Consider the following 19,515-nt stretch of genomic DNA (forward strand, 5'->3'; position numbering starts at 1 on the left):
CCCCGCCCCCCACCCCCGAAGGGATCAGCACATGCAGCGCAGTACCGCCATCTCTGTCAGGAGCATGCCAGCAGTCGCGGCCGCCGTGGCGCTCGCCGCGGGCATGCTCGTCGCCCTCGCGCCCGCCGCCCACGCGGCCGCGGGCGCGAGCCTCCCCTTCACCTCGGTGGAGGCGGAGGCGGCGACCACCACGGGTACGAGGATCGGCCCCGACTACACCCAGGGCACCCTCGCCTCCGAGGCCTCCGGCCGCCAGGCCGTGCGCCTCACCTCAGGACAGCGGGTCGAGTTCACCGCACCCCAGGCGTCCAACGCCGTGAACCTCTCCTACAGCGTCCCCGACGGCCAGACCGGCACCCTGAACGTGTACGTCAACGGGGTCAGGATCGCGAAGACCCTGGCCGTCACCTCGAAGTACTCCTACGTCGACACCGGCTGGATCGCGGGCGCCAAGCAGCACCACTTCTTCGACAACGCCCGGCTGCTGCTCGGCCAGAACATCCAGGCCGGCGACAAGGTCGCCTTCGAGTCCACCGGCACCCAGGTCACCGTCGACGTGGCCGACTTCGAGCAGGTCGCCGCGGCCTCCTCCCAGCCCGCCGGATCGGTCTCCGTCGTCTCCAAGGGCGCCGACCCCAGCGGCAACGGCGACTCCACCCAGGCCTTCCGGGACGCCGTCTCCGCCGCCCAGGGCGGCACGGTGTGGATCCCGCCGGGCGACTACAGGCTGACGTCCTCGCTCAGCGGCGTGCAGAACGTCACCCTCCTCGGCGCCGGCAGCTGGTACTCGGTCGTGCACACCTCCCGGTTCATCGACCAGTCCAGCTCCTCCGGGAACGTCCACATCAACAACTTCGCGGTCATCGGCGAGGTCACCGAGCGCGTCGACTCCAACCCGGACAACTTCGTCAACGGCTCCCTCGGGCCCAACAGTTCGGTCTCCGGCATGTGGATCCAGCACCTCAAGTGCGGGTTCTGGCTGACCGGCAACAACGACAACCTCGTCGTCGAGAACAACCGCATCCTCGACACCACCGCCGACGGCCTCAACCTCAACGGCAACGCCCACGGCGTCCAGGTCCGCAACAACTTCCTGCGCAACCAGGGCGACGACTCCCTCGCCATGTGGTCCCTGAACTCGCCCGACTCCAACTCCAGCTTCGCGAACAACACGATCTCCCAGCCGAACCTGGCCAACGGCATCGCCATCTACGGCGGCACCGACCTCTCGGTGAGGAACAACCTGGTCTCCGACACCAACGCCCTCGGCAGCGGTATCGCCATCTCCAACCAGAAGTTCCTCGACCCGTTCTCCCCGCTGTCCGGCACCATCACGGTCGACGGCAACACGCTGGTGCGCACGGGCGCGATCAACCCCAACTGGAACCACCCGATGGGCGCGCTGCGCGTCGACTCCTACGACAGCGCCATCAACGCCACCGTGAACATCACCAACACCACGATCACCAACAGCCCTTACAGCGCCTTCGAGTTCGTGTCCGGCGGCGGGCAGGGGTACCCGGTCCGGAACGTCAACGTGACCGGAGCGACCGTGCAGAACACCGGGACGGTCGTGGTGCAGGCCGAAGCGCAGGGCGCCGCGACCTTCCGCAACGTCACCGCCACCGGCGTCGGCGCGGCCGGGATCTACAACTGCCCCTACCCGTCGAACTCCGGCTCCTTCGCGCTCACCGACGGCGGCGGCAACTCCGGCTGGTCCAGCACCTGGTCGGACTGCTCCACCTGGCCGGCGCCGGGGCAGGGCAACCCCGACCCGGACCCGAACCGCAACCTCGCCAAGGGCCGCCCGGCGACCGCCACCGGCTCGGTGGACGTCTACACCCCCGGCAAGGCGGTCGACGGCGACGCGAACAGCTACTGGGAATCGACCAACAACGCCTTCCCGCAGTCGCTGACCGTCGACCTCGGCGCCTCCTACGCGGCCCGCCGGCTGGTGCTGAAACTGCCCCCGTCCTCGGCCTGGAGCGCACGGACCCAGACCGTCACCGTTCTCGGCTCCACCGACGGCTCGAACTACTCGACGGTGGTCGGCTCCACGGGCTACCGCTTCGACCCGGCCACCGGCAACGCCGTCACCGTGCCGCTGCCCGGCTCCACCAACCTGCGCTACCTGCGGCTCACCGTCACCGCCAACAACGGCTGGCCGGCGGGCCAGTTCAGTGAGGTGGAGGCGTATCCGACCTCGTGACCGGGTCCTCCCCCCGGGGAACCCCGCGCTTCGCCGCCTGGATCTGCTCGTAGACATGGGTCCGCAGTTCGGCGAAGCGCGGGGCGATCCGCGTGTGCAACTGGTCGCGCTCGTCCGGCAGATCGACCTTGAGCTGCTCCTGGACGACGGTCGGCGAGGCGGAGAGCACGATCACCCGCTGGCCGAGATAGACCGCCTCGTCGATGTCGTGGGTGACGAACAGGATCGTGATCCCGCGCTCCCGCCACAGCCCCCGGACCAGATCCTCCAGATCGGCCCGGGTCTGCGCGTCGACGGCGGCGAACGGCTCGTCCATCAGGAGTACCCGGGGCTCGTAGGCGAGGGCGCGCGCGATCGCCACCCGCTGCTGCATACCGCCGGACAGCTGCCACGGGTAGGCACCGGCGGCGTCCGCGAGACCGACCGAGCCGAGCGCGTCGGCGACCAGCGCCTTCCGCCGCTCGCGCGGCAACCGCTTCTGCTTCAGCGGGAGTTCGACGTTCTCGGCGACCCGCATCCAGGGGAAGAGGCTGCGGCCGTACTCCTGGAACACGAACGCCATCCCGGGCGGCGGACCGCTCACCCTCCGGCCCTCCAGGAGGACCTCGCCGCCGGTCGGGGTGAGCAGGCCGCCCATGCACTTCAGCAGGGTGGTCTTGCCGCAGCCCGACGGGCCGACCAGACAGGCGAGTTCGCCCGCCGCCACGGTGAAGGTGAGGTCCCGTACCGCCTCGACGCGCCGGCCGGATCCGTCGTAGACCTTGTTCAGGCGGCGTACGTCGAGCATGGACCGCCCCTTCGACAGGCTCATTCAGGACCGCCGGGTTGACGCGCGCAGCCCGTGGTACCAGCCGAGCACCCGTCGCTCGACCACCTGGAAGACCACCGACAGCGCGAAGCCGAGCAGACCCAGCAGCAGGATCCCGGTCCACATGTCGGGGATCGCGAACTCGCGCTGGAACTGCACGATGGAGAAACCGAGCCCGTTGCTGGCCGCGAACATCTCGCTGATGACCATCAGGATGATCCCGATCGACAGCGCCTGCCGCAGGCCCGCGAAGATCTGCGGACTCGCCGAACGCAGTACCAGCGTACGCAGCCTTGCCGGACCCGTGATGCCGTAGGAACGGGCCGTCTCCGCCATCACCGGGTCGACCGCCCGTACGCCCTCGACGGTGTTCAGCAGGATGGGCCAGACGCAGCCGCTGGCGATCACCACGATCTTCATGGCGTCGCCGATGCCCGCGAACAGCATGATGACCGGCACCAGGACGGGCGGCGGCACGGCCCGCAGGAACTCCAGGACCGGTTCGCACACCGCCCGCACCCGCCGGTACGAGCCGATGACCGTGCCCAGCGCCACGCCCACGACGGCCGCCGACGCGTATCCGGCGAGCAGCCGCAGCACACTGCGCAGCAGGTCCTCACGGAGCCGCTGACCGGTCCACACGTCCGGGAACGTCTTCAGGATCGTGCGCAGCGGCGGCCAGTAGACGTTCGTGCTGCCGTCCGAGGCCAGCCACCACAGCGCGACCAGGACGGCGGGCAGCGCGAGGACGTACCCCACCCTCAGCAGTACGGCCCTCACACCGCCACCTCCCCGCGCACCGACTGGTGCCAGGCCAGCGCCCGCCGCTCCACCGACCGCGCGCCCACGTTGATGACCAGCCCCAGCAGCCCGGTCACCACGATCAGGGCGTACATGTCCGGCACCGCCTGCGAGGCCTGGGCGACCGCGATCCGCTGCCCCAACCCCGGTGCGCCGATGACCAGTTCGGCGGTGATGGTGAGGATCAGCGCGACCGCGGCGGCCAGCCGGACGCCGGTCATCACGTACGGCAGCGCGGTCGGCCACAGCACGTGCCGGATCCGCGCCCAGGTGCCCAGACCGTACGACCGCGCCGTCTCCTCGGCGACCGGGTCGACGTCCTGGACGCCGTACATCACCTGGATCAGCACCTGCCAGAAGGAGGCGTAGACGACGAGCAGGAGGACCGAGCGGAGTTCGGTGCCGTAGAGGAGGATCGCGAGCGGGATCAGGGCGACCGAGGGGATCGGGCGGAGGAACTCGATCGTGGAGGCGGTGGCCGCGCGCAGGTGCGGGACGACCGAGAGGACGACGCCGGCCACGATGCCGGAGCCGACCGCGACGGCCAGGCCCACCGCCCAGCCGGTGAGGGTGTCGCCGAGCGCCGACCAGAAGGCGCCGTCGGCGAGTTCGGTGCCGAGGGCGCGGGCGATCCGGCTGGTCGGCGGGAAGTAGTCCGCCTTGACCAGGCCGAGCCGCGGCACCGCCTCGCCGAGGGCGAGGAAGGCCGCGAGCCCGGCCGCGCCCAGCGCGGCGTCCAGCCATTTCACGTTCTTCACGGCAGCAGCTTGTCCAGGTCGGGGGCCGTCTTGAACAGGCCGTCCTGCTCGCTGAGTTTCTCCAGCGTCTCGATCGAGGAACGGTTCGCGTCGGCGGGCCACTTGGGGAGGGTCACCTTGGCCAGCACGTCCGCCGGGGTCTTGGTGTAGGTGGTGACGATCTGCCGGACCTCGTCCGGGTGCGCGTCGGCGTAGGACAGGGACTCCGCGACGGCCTCCTGGAACTTCTTCACGACGGCCGGGTTCTTCTGCGCGTACGACGTCGAGGTGAAGTACATGGCGACGGTCAGGTTCGCCGCCACGTCGACGAGCGGCGAGGCGATCTCGGTGGCGCCCTGGAGCTTCATGGTCGCGAGGGCCGGTTCGACGGCCATCGCCGCGTCGATCTGGCCCTTGTCGAGGGCGGCCGGCATCTGGTCGAAGGCGAGCTCGACGAACTGCACCTTGTCCGGGTCGCCGCCCGCCTTGCGCACGGACTCGCGCACGGCGGTCTCGTTGATGTTCTTCAGCGTGTTGACGGCGACCTTCTTGCCCTCCAGCTGCCTGGGCGACGTGATGCTGCTGCCCTTCTTCACGACGAGCCCGCCGAAGTCCTTGCCGGCCACGCCCGTCGAGGCCACGCCGTTGGCGATCGCCTGCACCGGCACGCCGTTGGACTGCGCGATCATCAGCGAGGTCATGTTGCTGAAGCCGAACTGGAACTGACCGCTCGTCACGCCGGGCACGATGGCCGCGCCGCCCTGCGCGAGGGTCGTCGACAGCTTCAGGCCGCGCTTGCCGAAGAAGCCCTCCTTCTGGCCGAGATAGAGGGGGGCCACGTCGACGATGGGGATGATCCCCACCTTGACCGTGGTGGTGCCGCCCGACGAGCCGGCGGTGGACGACGAGCCCCCGGAGGAGCCGCAGGCCGCCGTGGCGAGCAGGAAGGTGCCGGTCGCGAGACCGGCGAGCAGACGACGCATGGCTCCTCCTGTGCAGACAACGGTGTTCCGACAGGCTGTGCGCACTGCGCACAGTGGTGCTCGAACGGGGGGTGCTCAGCGGGACGGTAGAACCGGCCGGAGGAGCGGGTCAATGGGCTTGGCTGACAAAATTGTTGACAGTTATCGAACCGCGCTCTCACCGTGTTCCGGGTGTCGTCCATGTCGGACCGGGGAGGCGACGATGCCCGCGAACGCCCGCGCACCGCACTTCGTGAGGTCCTTCGAGCGCGGCCTGGCCGTCATCCGCGCCTTCGACGCCGAGCATCCGGCGCGCACGCTCAGCGAGGTGGCCCGCGCCTGCGACCTGACCCGCGCCGCCGCCCGCCGCATGCTGCTCACCCTCACCGACCTGGGCTACGTCCACTCGGACGGCCGTCTGTTCCGCCTCACCCCGCGCGTCCTGGAACTCGGCTACGCCTACCTCTCCGGTCTCGACCTGCCGCGCCTCGCCGCCCCGCACCTGGAGCAACTCGCCTCCCTGGCGGGGGAGTCGGCGGCGCTGTTCGTCCCGGACGGGGACATGGTCGTGTGCGTCGCCCAGGTTCCGGCCCGGCGGGTCATGGCCGCGGCCGTCGCGGTGGGGGCGCGCTTCCCGGCGCACGGTACGGCGGTGGGCCGCGCGATGCCGGCCCACCTGCCGGGAGCCGGGCACACGGAGGGGCACGTGCTGCTCGACGGCGACCCCGAGGACGGCGTGACGTCACTGGCCGCCCCGGTCCGCGACCGGGGCGGCCGGGCGGTGGCCGGGGTGAGCCTCGCGGTGCACTCCGGACGGATGTCCGGCACGACGGTCCGCCGCGATCTGCTGCCCCGTCTCCGGGCGGCCGTGGCGGCGATCGAGGCGGACCTGCGGATCACAGATCCAGCACCAGGCGCGCCCCCCGGCACCGCGACACGCAGATGAGCATGGTCTCCCCGGCCGCCCGTTCCTCCTCGGTGAGCACCGAGTCCCGGTGGTCCGGGTCGCCTTCGAGGACGTCCGTCTCACAGGTCCCGCAGGTGCCCTCGGTGCACGAGTAGAGCACCTCGACCCCGGCGGCCCGGACGGTGTCGAGCACGGAGACGCCGGGTGCGACGGCGAGGGTACGACCGCTCCGGGCGAGGACCACCTCGAACTCCAGCTCCTCGCCCGCCGCCTGGGCCTTCGGCCGGAACCGCTCGACCCGCAGTACGCCCGCCGGACACCGCCCCTCCACCGCGTCCAGCAACGGCCCCGGACCGCAGCAGTACACGAGGGTGCCGTCCGGGACGTCGTCGAGTACGGCGGCCAGGTCCAGCAGCCCGGCCTCGTCCTGCGGGACGACGGTGACCCGCTCGCCCCCGTACCGGGCCAACTCGCCGGTGAACGCCATGGACCGCCGGGTGCGGCCGCCGTACAGCAGCGTCCACTCGGCGCCCGCGGCCTCGGCGGCGGCGAGCATCGGCAGGATCGGGGTGATGCCGATGCCGCCCGCGACGAACCGGTAGCGCGGTGCGGGTTCGAGCCGGAAGCGGTTCCGCGGCCCGCGCACCCGCACCTTGCCGCCGACGCCCAACTGCTCGTGGACGTGGGCGGATCCGCCCCGCCCGTCCGGTTCCCTGAGCACCGCGATCCGCCAGCGGGACCGGTCCCCGGGATCCCCGCAGAGCGAGAACTGCCGCTCCAGCCCGGGCCCGAGCAGGACATCGACATGCGCCCCCGGCTCCCACTGCGGGAGTTCCCCGCCGAGTGGATGGCGAAGGGTGAGGGCGACGACACCGTCGGCCGCCGACTCCCTTTCACTCACGACGAGTTCGGCTTCGTAGAGGCTCATGCGGTGCGCTCCGGGGGCTGGTGGCCTTCGGGGTGGCCGAGCATCCACTCCCACATCTCGACCGGGTCCTGGGCGGTGTGCTCGGCACCGCAGTGGCAGGTGCCGTGCAGGACGTCGGTGCCCGGCAGCCAGTCGATGCGGTAGATCTCCCCGGTCGCACCGGTCGCACCGGTCGCACCGGTCGCACCGGTCGCACCGGTCGCACCGGTCCTGCCGGTCCTGCCGGTCCTGCCGGCCGGTGCGGTCACAGGACCTTCTCCACGGGCTTGTCGCCCTCCTCGACCAGCCGGGCGAGGATACGGCGGGCGGCCAGACCACCGGTGTCGATGTTGATGCTCAGCTCCTGGTAGCCGGCCCGCTCCGAACCCAGTGTCCGCTGCAGGAGGTTGAGGGCGTCCACGTCCTGCATGACCACGGTGTGGTTGTTGCTCCGCAGGAACTCGGTGACCTCGGCGTCGTCGGTCGCCCAGTCCCGGGAGACCATCCAGAAGTCGTACACCCTGCCGTCCGAGGAGGGGGTGATCGCATAGGTGATCTCCGTGTGGAAGCCGTTCGGGTCGCTGCCGTCGGCCTCCGGCACCACACCGGTCGGTGCGATCCGGCTGTGCAGCAGATACAGGCACGGCGCGTGGTACTCGATGTCCTGCCAGCGTGTGATCCGGCCCTCGATGCCGGTCGAACGGGCGTAGAACGGCGGGCACTCGGCGTCGTCCATGTGCCGGCTGACCCGCACGATCCCGGCGCCCTCGTCGACCTCGGTGGTGATGGGCGTCTCGGCGACCTCGGGGGTGCCTATGTAGCCGCCGTGCAGATAGGTCTCGTGGGAGAGGTCGAGGAGGTTGTCGACGAGGAGGCCGTAGTCGGCGTCGATGGGCTCCATGCCGCGCACGGTCAGCCAGCCGGGGGAGTCCAGGTGCCGGGCCCGCGGGATGCTGCCCGCGTCGGCGAGCGCCGGGTCGCCGACCCACACCCACACCAGCGAGTCCTGCTCGACCACCGGGTAGGAGGCGACCCGGGCGGTGCGCGGGATGCGTTTCTGCCCCGGCACGTACACGCACGCGCCGGTCCGGTCGTAGGTGAACCCGTGGTACCCGCACACGATCCGGTCGCCGTCGAGCCCGCTCTCCGACAGCGGGTAACGGCGGTGCACACAGCGGTCGCTGAGGGCGACGGCCGTACCGTCCTCCTCCGCCCGGTAGAACACGAGGGGTTCCCCGAGGATCGTCCGCCCGAGCAGCTCACGCCCGACCTCGTGGCTGTAGGCGGCGACGTACCACTGGTTCCTGGCGAAGGCGGTCATGTGCGGCATCGTTGCGGCTCCCGTCAGTGGGTGATGGCGACATCGTGCGGAAGGGCGTCGCAGGGCTGCAATACCTCTTCCGTCTCACGGAAGACGCAGGGGAAACCGCCTGTTCAGGGTGGGTGCTCGTCTGCGGGAGTGAAATGCGGAGTGCGCCGAGCCGACGACTTTGCCGAACGATGTGGTGGAGACGTTCACGGGGGCTGCGGTTGACGCAGTTCTCGGGTCCGTCGAAGGTGGTGCGGGAGCGCGGCCAGGGGGAGTGGATCACTCAGAAGGTGAGCACCACACGTCCCCGGAACCCGCCCGACTCCAGCAACCGGTGCGCTTCGGCGGCCTGTTCGGCCGGAATGCTCCGGAAGACCCGCGAGGTCAGGCGGCCTTCCTCCGCCAGCCCGCGGAGGCGGTCGAGTCTGGCGTGTTCGCGTGCGTACTGCGGCACGAAGGTGTTGCGGATCTCGATGCCGCGTTCGGCAGGCACATGGACGCCACCCACCGACGACACCACCCGGCCGCCGTCGCGCACGGCGCGGATGGCGGAGCCGGCGACACCGGCGGTGTCGACGAGTCCGTCGACACCGCCGGGGATCTCCGCACGCACCGACTCGGGGAACTGGTCACCACGAGGCAGGACCACGTCGGCACCGAGTTCCTTCACCAGCGTCTCGTCCTTCGGCGCCGCGTCGGCGATCACCCGGAAGCCGTCCGCCCTGGCCAGCTGCACGGCACAGCCGCCGACCGCACCGGCCGCTCCGGTGACCGCCACGGTGGCGCCTGCGGGAAGCTCCAGCAGATCCAGCGCCATACGGGCCGTCAGACCGTTCATCGGCAGCGTGGCGGCCTCGACGTCGGTCGCGCCCGCTGGTACGCGGACCACCGACTCGGCGGGGACGACGAGGTGCTCCGCGTAGGCGCCGTGTGTTCCGGAGACGACCACGACAGCCATGACATGGTCACCGATGCCGAGGTCGGTGTCGGTGCCCTCGCCGATCTGCTCGACCACGCCGGCCGCGTCCATCCCCGGGACGTAGGGCGGCTCGGCGTCGGAGACGAAGGCGATCCCGCGGCGCACCAGCGCGTCGACGGGGTTGACCGTCGCCGCGTGCACCCGGACGCGGATCTCGCCCGGTCCGGCCTCGGGAACCGGAAGGTCCAGGACCCGCAGCACGTCGGGCCCGCCGAACTCGGTCAGTCCTACGGCCTTCATGAGAATGTCCTTCCTCGGAAAACGAGTCGTTCGACCGCCGCGCCTCCGTGGGGTGTGCCCTCGTGGGCGTGAACGCGGCCGGCGCGGCCCACGCCCACGAGGCGAGCGGGGTCAGGGCGTGAGGAGGGTCTTGATGGCGCGGCGCTCGTCCATCGCCTGGTAGCCCTCGGCGACCTGGTCCAGGGGCAGGGTGAGGTCGAAGACCTTGCCCGGGTCGATCCGGCCGGACAGTACGCGGTCGATGAGGTCGGACATGTAGCGGCGCACCGGAGCCGGGCCGCCGCGCAGGCCGACCTGGGAGAAGAACAGCTCCAGGCCGTCGACGGCCACCTCGTGCGGGACGCCGACGAAGCCGACGTTGCCGCCGGGCCGGGCGGAGTGCAGGGCCTGGCGCATGGCCTGGGCGGTGCCGACGCACTCCAGGACGCTGTCGGCGCCGATCCCGCCGGTCAGCTCCTTGATGCGGGCGACGCCGTCCTCGCCGCGCTCGGTGACGATGTCGGTGGCGCCGAACTCCAGGGCCAGCCTCTGCCGGGACTCGTGCCGGGACATGGCGATGATCCGCTCCGCGCCCAGTTCCTTCGCGGCGATCACACCGCACAGGCCGACCGCGCCGTCACCGACCACCACGGCGGTGGAACCCGGCTTGACCTCGGCGGCCAGCGCGGCCCACCAGCCGGTGCCCATCACGTCGGAGACGGCCAGCAGGCCGGGCACGAACTCCTCGCCCGGGGCGCCGTCGGTGGCGACCAGGGTGCCGTGGGCGTTGGGGATGCGCACGTACTCGGCCTGGCAGGTGCTCATGAACTCGCGGTTCAGGCAGGAGGACTGCCAGCCCCTCTGACAGTTGGCACAGGTGTTGTCCGAGGTCGCGAAGGAGCCGACCACGAACTGGCCCGGCTTGACGTGGGTGACCTCGCTGCCGGTCTCCTCGACGATTCCGACGTACTCGTGCCCCATGGGGTGCGGGTCGCCGACGGGCTCCAGACCGCGGTACGGCCACAGGTCCGAGCCGCACACACAGGTGGCGACGGTGCGGATGATCGCATCGGTGGGGTTGACGATCTCGGGCTCGGGGACGTCCTCCACCCGGATGTCGCCGGGGGCGTGGATCACGGTCGCGCGCATGACTTTTCTCCTGATGCGTTTCTCGGGTGGGGGGCGGGCCCGGGTGGGCTCTTCGCACTGATGGGTGGCCCTTGCCGGTCGGCGGCCGCTTCAGGAGTTCCCTCGTGACTCTCATCGTGCATTCCTGTACTGCCGGGGCAGCCATGTCACCCGGACATGCCGAATTCCTCGACAATGGCCGATGGGGTATGGGGAAGCGTCGGCGACCGGTGCCGAATTATTGCCGGTCTCCGACTCTGCCATTGCCTGCCGGGCCCGTACAGAGAAGAATTCCACCCAGGGAGCGGTGTATCCAGGGAGAAAACCGTCCTACCCAGCCAAGTGGCGGACCGCGCACACTGGTCGGTATGAACAGCGGTACGCACCGTAAGGAGCTGGGGCAATTCCTGAAGGCCCGCCGGGCCGAGCTCAGCCCCCGCACGGTCGGTCTGCCCGACACCGACCGGCCAAGGCGCGTGACCGGCCTGCGCCGGGACGAGGTGGCCGTACTGGCCGCCATCAGCACCAACTACTACACCCGTCTGGAGCAGGGGCGCATCACCCCCTCCGCGGCCGTGCTGTCCGAGCTCGTCCGGGTCCTGCACCTGAGCGACGAGCAACGGGACCAGCTGTTCGAGCTGGCCGGAAAGGGCGCCGGCGGGCCGCGGCGGCGCGCCCCGCAGCAGGCGCACCCCCGGCTGCAAGCCGTGCTGAACGAGCTCGGCGTGGCCCCCGGCATGATCCTGGGGCGGCACCTGGACATCCTCGCGTGGAACCCGATGGCCGCCGCCCTGTTCGGCACCGACTTCGCGAAGATCCCCAAGTTGCAGCGCAACTACGTCCGGCGGCTCTTCACCGACCCGGCGATGCGTACGCTGTACGCCGACTGGGAGGAATCCGCTCGCAACACCGTGGCCGTGCTGCGGCAGCAGGCCGCGGCCTGCCCCGACGACCGGCGGCTGACCGCCCTCGTGGGCGACCTGTCCGTGAGCGACGACCAGTTCCGTGCGTGGTGGGGAGGCCGCCATGTGGCCCCCCGCGCCGGTGGCACCAAGGCGTTCAACCACCCGGTCGCCGGTGAACTCACCCTCGGCTGGGACGCACTCGTCTGCGTGGCCGACCCCGATCAGCAACTCGTCGTCTGGGCCGCCGAACCCGGCTCGCGTGCCTATGAGGGGCTGCGCTTCCTCTCCTCCTGGGCGGTGACCCAGCAGGACGGCCCCGCGTCCGACACCGCCGTCTGACGGGTCCGCCTGACGGGTCCGCCTGACGGTTGTGATCTCCGCACACACCTGTCCGGAGAAAAGGCAGGAGGACCCGAAAGAAACGGGCACTCCGGTTTTCGGCATGCCCTTCTGGGATTTCCGCCGAGCCAGGGACCAATCCTTCCTACCTTCGTTTTCGAATTCCGTGCCAGGCTTCCAGAGCACGATGCACACGATCCTTTTCCAGGAGTAATGCCCCCATGTCCTCCACCTCCCGTCCCACGGTCGCCGTCGCTTTCCATTCCGGTTACGGACACACCGCCGTCCTCGCCGAAGCCGTGGCCCGCGGCGCCGCCGAAGCCGGTGCCGAGGTGATCTCCGTCCCCGTGGACTCCATCACCGACGACCAGTGGACACAGCTGGACGCCGCCGACGCGATCGTCTTCGGCGCGCCCACCTACATGGGCACCGCGTCCGCCGCCTTCCACGCCTTCGCCGAGGCCAGCAGCAAGCGCTGGTACACCCAGGCCTGGGCCGACAAGATCGCCGCCGGTTTCACCAACTCCGGGGCCAAGAACGGCGACAAGTCCTCCACCCTCGGCTACTTCTTCACGATGGCCGCCCAGCACGGCATGCACTGGATCAGCCTCGGCGTGCAGCCCGGCTGGGCCTCCACCGAGGGCAGCGAGGACGACGTCAACCGCCTCGGCTATTTCGTCGGCGCGGGCGCCCAGACCCCGGTCGACGCCGGTCCGGAGGCGGTCCACAAGTCCGACATCGCCACCGCCGAGGGGCTCGGCGCCCGCGTCGCCCGGCAGACCGCGTACTTCCGCGCCGGCCGCGCCGCCCTCACCGGCCTCGCCGACCGCGCCGCCCTCACCGGCCTCGCCGACCGCGCCGCCTGAGACACCCACCGCAGATCATCGAGGAGCACCCCCATGCCCGATTCCCCGAACGTCGCCCTCGTCCGCCGGCTCTACGACTCCGGCATGGCCCCGGACGTGGTCGGCGAGGTCATCGACCCCGACATCGTCTGGGACATCACCCCCGGCTTCCCCTACGGCGGCGTCTACAAGACCTGGGCGAGCGCCGGCGCCGACTTCTTCGGCCGGCTCGCGCCCCGCTTCACGTCCTTCGGCGCGGTGGCCGAGGAGTTCTACGACGCCGGTGAGCAGGTCTTCGTCCGCGGCCACTACCACGCGGTCGCCAAGTCGGGCGCCGAGTCGGACGCCCGCTTCATCCACCTGTGGACGGTGAACGGCGGCAAGCTCACCCACCTGGTCCAGGCCGCCGACAGCCACGTCGTCCAGCTGGCCGCGAACGACGACTGACCCACTACTCGCCCACCCCGCAAGGAGAAGACCATGGCGAAGATCCTCTTCCTCGTCACCGCCGCCGACCACTGGACCCTGGCCGACGGGTTCGAGCAGCCCGCCGGCTTCTGGGCCGAGGAGGCCGTCGGCCCGTACGGCGTCTTCAAGGCGGCCGGCCACGAGATCGCGGCAGCCACCCCGGGCGGTGTCCCGCCGACCGCCGACCCGCTCAGCCTGACCCCCGACTTCAACGGCGGCGAGGAGGGCGCGGAGAAGATGCGGACCGCGCTGCGGCAGGCCACCGAGCTGGCCAGCCCGATACGCATCGAGGACGTGAACATCGACGACTACGACGCCGTCTTCGTCCCCGGCGGCTGGGGCCCGATGGAGGACCTCTCCGACGACCCCGCCACCGGCAGGCTCCTCAACGCCTGGCTCGCCTCCGGCAAGATCGTGTCGCTGGTGTGCCACGGCCCGGCCGCCCTGCTGTCCACCGTGGACGCCGACGGCAGGTCCCCCTTCGCCGGCTACCGCCTGACCGGGCTGTCCAACTCCGAGGAGATCCAGAACGGCCTCGCCGGCCGGGCGAAGTGGCTCCTCCAGGACCGCCTCGTCTCGGACGTGGGCGCGGACTACCGCCAGGGCGAGGAGAACTTCGCCCCCCACCTCGAAGCGGACCGCACCCTCCTCACCGGCCAGAACCCGGCCTCGGCCGTCCCGCTCGCCCTGGCAGTCGTCAAGGCGCTCGGCTGACGCCCGGCACCACCGCTCACAGCACCACGGAAAGAGGCAGTAACGATGGACAGCAACGCGACTCTCCCCAGCGTCGGGCAGACCTGGCTGGCGGACCTCGGCCCGGACACCCCGCTCGGCCACTTCACGGTGGAGATCACCTTCGACTCGGCGACCCAGGTCAGCTTCGAGGTGACCGGCGGCGCCATCAAGGGCCGCAAGCAGACGATGGAGTACACCACCACCCGGCTCCGCGACGGCCTCTTCGCCGTGCGCTGGACCGAGCCCGACGCCGGTGACCACGTCACGCACATCGAGGACTACACCGAGGGCACCTGCATGGCCAGCTCCGTCATCGGCGGGCAGTTCGTCCAGCTGCACGGCAAGTGGAGCCGCGTCCGCTGAACCAGGGAGAGATCCCTCCCCCTGACAACCCCGCGCTCCGGTGCCAGGGTGAGGGCATGAGCCACGATCCGCACCGCCATGATCTGGGCGAATTCCTCAAGGCGCGCCGCGCCGAGCTCGACCCGGCCGCCGTCGGCCTGCCCGACGGCGGCCCGCGGCGCGTCGCGGGCCTGCGCCGTGAGGAGGTCGCCGTACTGGCGGCCATCAGCACCGACTACTACGCCCGCCTCGAACAAGGCCGCATCCAGCCCTCGCCGTCTGTGCTGGAGTCCCTGTCCCGGGTCCTGCGCCTGGACGACGACCAGCGCGCGTACCTGTACGAGCTGGCGGCCAAGGAGGAGTTCCGTCCGCCCCGCCGACGCCCGCGTCCCAAGGCGCAGCCGCAGTTGCAGCGGATGCTCGACGACATGGCGCACACCCCGGCCTTCGTGATCGGTCCGCGTACCGAGATCGTCGCCTGGAACGCCATGGGCGCCGCCCTGATCACCGACTTCGGGAAGATCCCCGAGAAGCAGCGCTACTACATCAGGCTGCTCATCACCGACCCGACGATGCGCGAGCTGTACGCGGACTGGGAGGGCGTCACCCGGCTGGCCATCGCCCAGATGCGGATGCACAACACGAACAACCCCGGGGACGCGCAGCTCGCCGCCCTGGTGGGTGAACTCTCGGTCCGGGACGACCAGTTCCGGCAGTGGTGGGGAGCCCACCACGTCGCCGTCCGGGACACCGGGAGCAAGCACCTGCGCCACCCCGTAGTAGGGGACCTGCATCTCGACTGGAACGCCGTCACCTGGGCCGCCGACCCCGACCTCCAGATCATCGTCTGGACCGCCGAATCCGGCACACCCACCCACGACAGCCTGCGCATGCTGGCGTCCTGGGCCGCGGACCCGAGCCACACGGCCAGGAGCAGCTCCGCCTGACGCCCGCCGGCTGTTCCCTCCCCAAGCTATTCCCTTCAAAGGGGGAGCCTTTTCTCCTACGCACCCCGTGCCTGGGAAGAGACTCTCCCTTCTTCGTGTACGGCATCTCCTGGCACGCTCGTCACGAGGCCGACCGCGCCGCGCGTCCCCGCCCCCGGTCCGGCCCTCTTCCGACCGGTTCCTCAGCGCCGAGGCGTCCGACCGGCCGGCTCATCCGCCAGGAAAGAGATCCACCCCCTCATGTCCCTGACCCAGTCCCGCTCCGGGACACCGTCCTCGGCCGCCTCCGACCCGCGCTGGACCGCCCGCCTGTGGGCCGTCCTCGCCGTGCTCTGCCTGGTGCTGTTCCTCGACGGCCTCGACGTCTCCATGGTCGGCATCGCCCTGCCCTCCATCGGCCACGACCTCGGCCTGGCCACCGGCTCCCTGCAGTGGATCGTCAACGGCTACGTCCTCGGCTACGGCGGACTGATGCTGCTCGGCGGCCGTACCGCCGACCTGCTCGGCCGCCGCCGGGTCTTCCTGCTCGCCCTCGCCGTCTTCGCCGCCGCCTCGCTGCTCGGCGGGCTGGTCGACGACGGCACGCTGCTGATCGCGACGCGCTTCGTCAAGGGCGTGGCAGCCGCCTTCACCGCGCCCGCCGGCCTGTCCATCCTCACCACCACGTTCCCGGAGGGCCCGCAGCGCAACCGGGCCCTGTCGGTGTTCAGCCTCTTCGGCGCCCTGGGCTACTCCTCGGGCCTGATCCTCGGCGGCCTGCTCACCGGGATCGGCTGGCGCTGGACCTTCCTGATGCCGGTCCCGCTCGCGCTGCTCGCGCTGGGCGTCGGCCTGGTGCTGATACCGCGCGACCGCCGCACCGAGACCGGCGGCCATGACCCGGCGGGGGCGGTCACCCTCACTGCAGGCATGCTGCTCGCCGTGTACGCCGTGGTCACCGCTCCCGGCAAGGGATGGACCTCCCCGGCGACGCTCGGCGCCTTCGCCGCGGCGGTGGTCCTGCTGCTCGCCTTCGTCCTGGTCGAACGGCGGGTCCGGCATCCGCTGATCCGCTTCGGGATCCTGCGCCAGGCCACCACGGTCCGGGCCAACCTCAGCATGATCGCGCTGATGGGCTCCTACATCAGCTTCCAGTTCATGATGACCCTCTTCCTCCAGGACGGCCGCGGCTGGTCGCCCCTGCGCATGGCGTTCGCGCTGCTGCCCGTCGGCCTGATCGTCGCGGTCGGCTCACCGCTGACCGGCCGACTCGTCGACCGGTTCGGCACCGCACCGCTGATCATCACCTCGATGACGTCCTCGACCCTCGGCTACCTCTGGTTCCTGGCCACGGCCGGATCCTCTCCCGACTACCTGTCCGCCATGTTCCCGTCCCTGATCCTGCTCGGCGGCGGCTTCGCGTTCGGGTACAGCGCCATCATGGCCCAGGCCACCGAGGGCATCGACGACTCCGAACAGGGCCTCGCGTCCGGCCTGGTGCAGACCTCCGGCCAGGTGGGCGCCGCCCTCGTCCTCGCCGTACTCACCGCCGTGCTCGCCCAAGCGGGCGGCAGCGGCGCCGACTTCACCGCCTACCGGCCCGGCCTGAACCTGGTCACCGGCGTCGCGGTGGCCGGGCTGCTCCTGAACCTGGTCCCCGTGCTGCGGCTGCGGCGACGACACTGAGACCCGGCGCACGGGAGGCCGCCCTGGTCAGCGGACGTGCTCGTCGAACCAGGCGACGGCGACCTCGGGGTGCTCGCTGAAGTAGTTGCAGCCGTCGAAGCGGCGTGAAGTGCCCTGGATCCAGGGCATCTTCTTGTCCTCGACGGGGATGGCGTCGTGGACGGCCCGCACGGCTTCCGGGGTGGTCATCACGTCGTCGTGCACCTGCCCGACCAGCGTGGGCACGGTGATGGCGGAGGCGTACGGTTGCCGGGCGAGAAGTGGTTGTGGATGACCAGCCCGTCGGAGTCCGCCGGGATGAACCACCCTTCGAGAGGCACGCCGTCCAACGACGGGAACGTCACGTCCTCGTAGGCCAGGCCCAGTTCGGAGGGGCGGCGCAACAGGGGCGGCGCAACAGGGGCGCGCGCCGGCGATCGACACTGGCAGGGGCAGGACCGGCCGGAGATCCTGACTCGTATGTCGAGGCAGCTCCTTACTTCATCTCTAGGCGTGTGAAAACCAAGGGGGGTCAAAAGTCTCCCTGTCATGGGTGATGCGCGGGGTGTGAGACTGCTCGTGCGACCGGTCGGCACCTCCTGGGTGTGCGGTCGCTCGGTCTCCCGCGGTGACATCGGTCCCGCGCTGTGCCCCCCACCGCTGCCGTACATGACGGTCCGCCCCCCCCATGCGAAGGCGTACGTATGTCTGTTGACCTGCACGAAACCGCTGTCCCGCCACCCGACGGATCCCGCGGGCCCGTATCGGGGCCCAGCCGGCGCACCGTGATCGCCACCGGTGTCGCGGTGGGCGGCGCCCTGGTGGCCGGAGGAGCCCTCGCGCTCGCCCCGCAGGAGGCGGCCGCCGTCGGCACCGTACCCTCCACCGAGGTCTCCCTGACCGTCAACGGCACCCGGCGGACCGTCACGGTGGACAACCGGACCTCCCTGCTGGACCTGCTGCGCGAGCACCTGGGCCTGACCGGCTCCAAGAAGGGCTGCAACGCGGGCGCCTGCGGGGCGTGCACGGTGCTGGTCGACGGCCACCGCGTCAACTCCTGCCTGACGCTGGCCGTCCGGCTGGAAGACGCCGAGGTCACCACCGTCGAGGGTCTGTCCGACGGCGACGAACTGCACCCGCTGCAACAGGCGTTCATCGACCAGGACGCCTTCCAGTGCGGTTACTGCACCCCCGGCCAGATCGTCTCCGGCGTCGGCTGCATCCAGGAGGGGCACACCGGCTCGCCCGAGGAGATCCGGGAGTGGATGAGCGGCAACATCTGCCGCTGCGGCTGCTACGTCAAGATCGTGCGCGCGGTCGAGCAGACCGCGGGGAGGTGAACCGTGCATCCCTTCTCCTACACCCGTGCCGCGGACACCCGGGGAGCCCTCGACGCGGGCCGCCGCGGCGGCCGTTACATCGCCGGTGGCACCACCCTCGTCGACCTGATGCGGGAGACCGTCGAACGCCCCGACACCCTGGTCGACATCTCCGGTCTGCCGCTGCGCGATATCCTGGTCGCCAAGGACGGCGGTCTGCGGATCGGCGCCCTCGCCCGGATGGCGGAGACCGCCGCCCACCCCACGGTGCGCGCCGCCTTCCCCGTCGTCGCGCAGGCCCTGGAGCTGAGCGCCTCGGCCCAGCTGCGGAACATGGCCACCATCGGCGGCAACATCATGCAGCGCACCCGCTGCACGTACTTCCGTGACGTGAGCGCCGACTGCAACAAGCGTGAACCGGGCTCCGGCTGCGCGGCACGGGACGGCTTCAACCGGATGCACGCGATCCTCGGCACCTCCGAGTCCTGCGTGGCCACGCACCCCTCGGACGTCGCCGTGGCGTTCGCCGCGCTGGAGGCGCGCGTGCATGTGCTGGGCCCGGACGGGGCACGCGACATCCCCTTCGCCGACTTCCTGCTGCGGCCGGGAAGTACCCCGAGCCGCGAACAGGCCCTCGGGAAGGGTGAGTTGATCACGGCGGTGGAGATCCCGGCGCGGCCGCGTCCGCTGCGGTCCGGCTACCTGAAGGTCCGCGACCGGCAGTCGTACGAGTTCGCGCTGACGTCGGCGGCCGTCGCCCTGCACATCCGGGGCGGGGTGATCCGGGAGGCGAAGGTCGCGGCGGGCGGCGTGGGCACCGTGCCCTGGAAGCTGTCGGCCGTCGAACAGGCCCTCGTCGGTGAGCGTCCCTCGGACGCGCTGTGGACCGCGGCGGCGGCACATGCGGCGGACGGCGCCCGCCCTCTGCACCACAACCGCTTCAAGGTCGCCTTGCTGAAACGGACCGTCGAGCGTCAGCTGCGGGTCGTAGGAGGTTCGAAGTGA

General features: G+C 70.9%; 21 protein-coding genes. 11 read left to right on the forward strand and 10 right to left on the reverse strand.

The genetic code is table 11. The features are described from left to right. Positions 1 to 64: 64 nt before the first annotated feature. On the forward strand, positions 65 to 2,209 hold the full coding sequence (locus ACFZB3_RS04055; RefSeq protein ID WP_391369207.1) for a discoidin domain-containing protein: 2,145 nt from the start codon (positions 65 to 67) through the stop codon (positions 2,207 to 2,209). Here the strand turns inward: ACFZB3_RS04055 and ACFZB3_RS04060 are convergent. Genes ACFZB3_RS04060 through ACFZB3_RS04075 form a run of 4 tightly spaced genes read right to left on the reverse strand, consistent with a single transcriptional unit; the run spans position 2,178 to position 5,538 of the window. After that, on the reverse strand, positions 2,178 to 2,996 hold the full coding sequence (locus ACFZB3_RS04060; RefSeq protein ID WP_391369210.1) for an ATP-binding cassette domain-containing protein: 819 nt from the start codon (positions 2,994 to 2,996) through the stop codon (positions 2,178 to 2,180). The two genes, ACFZB3_RS04055 and ACFZB3_RS04060, sit on opposite strands and share 32 nt — an antisense overlap. 24 nt (positions 2,997 to 3,020) lie before the next feature. Next, a complete protein-coding gene (locus ACFZB3_RS04065; protein WP_391369212.1) occupies positions 3,021 to 3,797 on the reverse strand; it encodes an ABC transporter permease subunit in 777 nt (258 codons plus the stop codon). Then, positions 3,794 to 4,567, reverse strand: coding sequence for an ABC transporter permease subunit (locus ACFZB3_RS04070; RefSeq protein ID WP_391369766.1), 774 nt, complete (start codon positions 4,565 to 4,567; stop codon positions 3,794 to 3,796). Before ACFZB3_RS04070 ends, ACFZB3_RS04065 begins: the two co-directional genes overlap by 4 nt. Before the next feature lie 5 nt (positions 4,568 to 4,572). After that, positions 4,573 to 5,538 carry an ABC transporter substrate-binding protein gene (locus tag ACFZB3_RS04075; protein ID WP_391369214.1) on the reverse strand — a complete coding sequence of 322 codons (966 nt, stop codon included), beginning with the start codon at positions 5,536 to 5,538 and terminating at the stop codon, positions 4,573 to 4,575. A gap of 202 nt (positions 5,539 to 5,740) precedes the next feature. Between ACFZB3_RS04075 and ACFZB3_RS04080 the strand changes: the two genes are divergently transcribed. Then, complete coding sequence (locus ACFZB3_RS04080) at positions 5,741 to 6,463, forward strand: helix-turn-helix domain-containing protein (protein ID WP_391369218.1); 723 nt, start codon at positions 5,741 to 5,743, stop codon at positions 6,461 to 6,463. On the opposite strand, the gene ACFZB3_RS04085 is transcribed toward ACFZB3_RS04080, so the two are convergent. The 5 genes from ACFZB3_RS04085 to ACFZB3_RS04105 form a co-directional block, all read right to left on the reverse strand. Then, a complete protein-coding gene (locus ACFZB3_RS04085; RefSeq protein ID WP_391369221.1) occupies positions 6,414 to 7,352 on the reverse strand; it encodes a 2Fe-2S iron-sulfur cluster-binding protein in 939 nt (312 codons plus the stop codon). The genes ACFZB3_RS04080 and ACFZB3_RS04085 overlap by 50 nt on opposite strands. Beyond that, positions 7,349 to 7,600, reverse strand: coding sequence for a hypothetical protein (locus ACFZB3_RS04090; RefSeq protein WP_391369801.1), 252 nt, complete (start codon positions 7,598 to 7,600; stop codon positions 7,349 to 7,351). The genes ACFZB3_RS04085 and ACFZB3_RS04090 overlap by 4 nt, the downstream gene beginning before the upstream one ends. Then, the gene (locus ACFZB3_RS04095; protein WP_391369223.1) at positions 7,597 to 8,661 is read right to left on the reverse strand and encodes a Rieske 2Fe-2S domain-containing protein; all 1,065 of its coding nucleotides are present in this window, start codon (positions 8,659 to 8,661) and stop codon (positions 7,597 to 7,599) included. Before ACFZB3_RS04095 ends, ACFZB3_RS04090 begins: the two co-directional genes overlap by 4 nt. A 262-nt stretch (positions 8,662 to 8,923) precedes the next feature. Next, the gene (locus ACFZB3_RS04100; protein ID WP_391369226.1) at positions 8,924 to 9,859 is read right to left on the reverse strand and encodes an alcohol dehydrogenase catalytic domain-containing protein; all 936 of its coding nucleotides are present in this window, start codon (positions 9,857 to 9,859) and stop codon (positions 8,924 to 8,926) included. A 111-nt stretch (positions 9,860 to 9,970) separates the two neighbouring features. After that, positions 9,971 to 10,987 carry a zinc-binding dehydrogenase gene (locus ACFZB3_RS04105; protein ID WP_391369229.1) on the reverse strand — a complete coding sequence of 339 codons (1,017 nt, stop codon included), beginning with the start codon at positions 10,985 to 10,987 and terminating at the stop codon, positions 9,971 to 9,973. Between the two features lie 347 nt (positions 10,988 to 11,334). Here ACFZB3_RS04105 and ACFZB3_RS04110 point away from each other — a divergent pair, with 347 nt between their 5' ends. From ACFZB3_RS04110 to ACFZB3_RS04140, 7 genes are all read left to right on the forward strand, one after another. Continuing rightward, the gene (locus ACFZB3_RS04110; RefSeq protein ID WP_391369232.1) at positions 11,335 to 12,210 is read left to right on the forward strand and encodes a helix-turn-helix domain-containing protein; all 876 of its coding nucleotides are present in this window, start codon (positions 11,335 to 11,337) and stop codon (positions 12,208 to 12,210) included. A 221-nt stretch (positions 12,211 to 12,431) separates the two neighbouring features. Then, on the forward strand, positions 12,432 to 13,076 hold the full coding sequence (locus ACFZB3_RS04115) for an NAD(P)H-dependent oxidoreductase (RefSeq protein ID WP_391369235.1): 645 nt from the start codon (positions 12,432 to 12,434) through the stop codon (positions 13,074 to 13,076). 33 nt (positions 13,077 to 13,109) lie between these two features. Continuing rightward, a complete protein-coding gene (locus tag ACFZB3_RS04120) occupies positions 13,110 to 13,502 on the forward strand; it encodes a nuclear transport factor 2 family protein (protein ID WP_391369238.1) in 393 nt (130 codons plus the stop codon). A gap of 33 nt (positions 13,503 to 13,535) precedes the next feature. Continuing rightward, positions 13,536 to 14,237, forward strand: a complete 702-nt coding sequence (locus ACFZB3_RS04125) for a DJ-1/PfpI family protein (RefSeq protein WP_391369241.1) — start codon at positions 13,536 to 13,538, stop codon at positions 14,235 to 14,237. A 45-nt stretch (positions 14,238 to 14,282) separates the two neighbouring features. Beyond that, on the forward strand, positions 14,283 to 14,621 hold the full coding sequence (locus ACFZB3_RS04130; RefSeq protein WP_391369244.1) for a hypothetical protein: 339 nt from the start codon (positions 14,283 to 14,285) through the stop codon (positions 14,619 to 14,621). Positions 14,622 to 14,677: 56 nt separating this feature from the next. Further along, positions 14,678 to 15,547 (forward strand): helix-turn-helix domain-containing protein, encoded by an 870-nt coding sequence (locus ACFZB3_RS04135; protein WP_391369246.1) that lies wholly within the window; start codon positions 14,678 to 14,680, stop codon positions 15,545 to 15,547. Positions 15,548 to 15,787: 240 nt separating this feature from the next. Then, the gene (locus ACFZB3_RS04140) at positions 15,788 to 17,212 is read left to right on the forward strand and encodes an MFS transporter (RefSeq protein ID WP_391369249.1); all 1,425 of its coding nucleotides are present in this window, start codon (positions 15,788 to 15,790) and stop codon (positions 17,210 to 17,212) included. A gap of 27 nt (positions 17,213 to 17,239) precedes the next feature. Here the strand turns inward: ACFZB3_RS04140 and ACFZB3_RS04145 are convergent, their stop codons facing one another. Next, positions 17,240 to 17,437: a hypothetical protein gene (locus tag ACFZB3_RS04145; RefSeq protein ID WP_391369252.1), complete on the reverse strand. Its 198-nt coding sequence runs from the start codon at positions 17,435 to 17,437 to the stop codon at positions 17,240 to 17,242. A 458-nt stretch (positions 17,438 to 17,895) separates the two neighbouring features. On the opposite strand from ACFZB3_RS04145, the gene ACFZB3_RS04150 reads away from it, so the two are divergent. Both ACFZB3_RS04150 and ACFZB3_RS04155 read left to right on the forward strand, forming a co-directional pair. Continuing rightward, on the forward strand, positions 17,896 to 18,531 hold the full coding sequence (locus tag ACFZB3_RS04150) for a 2Fe-2S iron-sulfur cluster-binding protein (RefSeq protein WP_391369255.1): 636 nt from the start codon (positions 17,896 to 17,898) through the stop codon (positions 18,529 to 18,531). A 3-nt stretch (positions 18,532 to 18,534) separates the two neighbouring features. Further along, on the forward strand, positions 18,535 to 19,515 hold the full coding sequence (locus ACFZB3_RS04155) for an FAD binding domain-containing protein (protein ID WP_391369258.1): 981 nt from the start codon (positions 18,535 to 18,537) through the stop codon (positions 19,513 to 19,515).

The sequence above is a fragment of the Streptomyces sp. NPDC008092 genome (genome assembly GCF_042957285.1).
Lineage (GTDB): Bacteria > Actinomycetota > Actinomycetes > Streptomycetales > Streptomycetaceae > Streptomyces.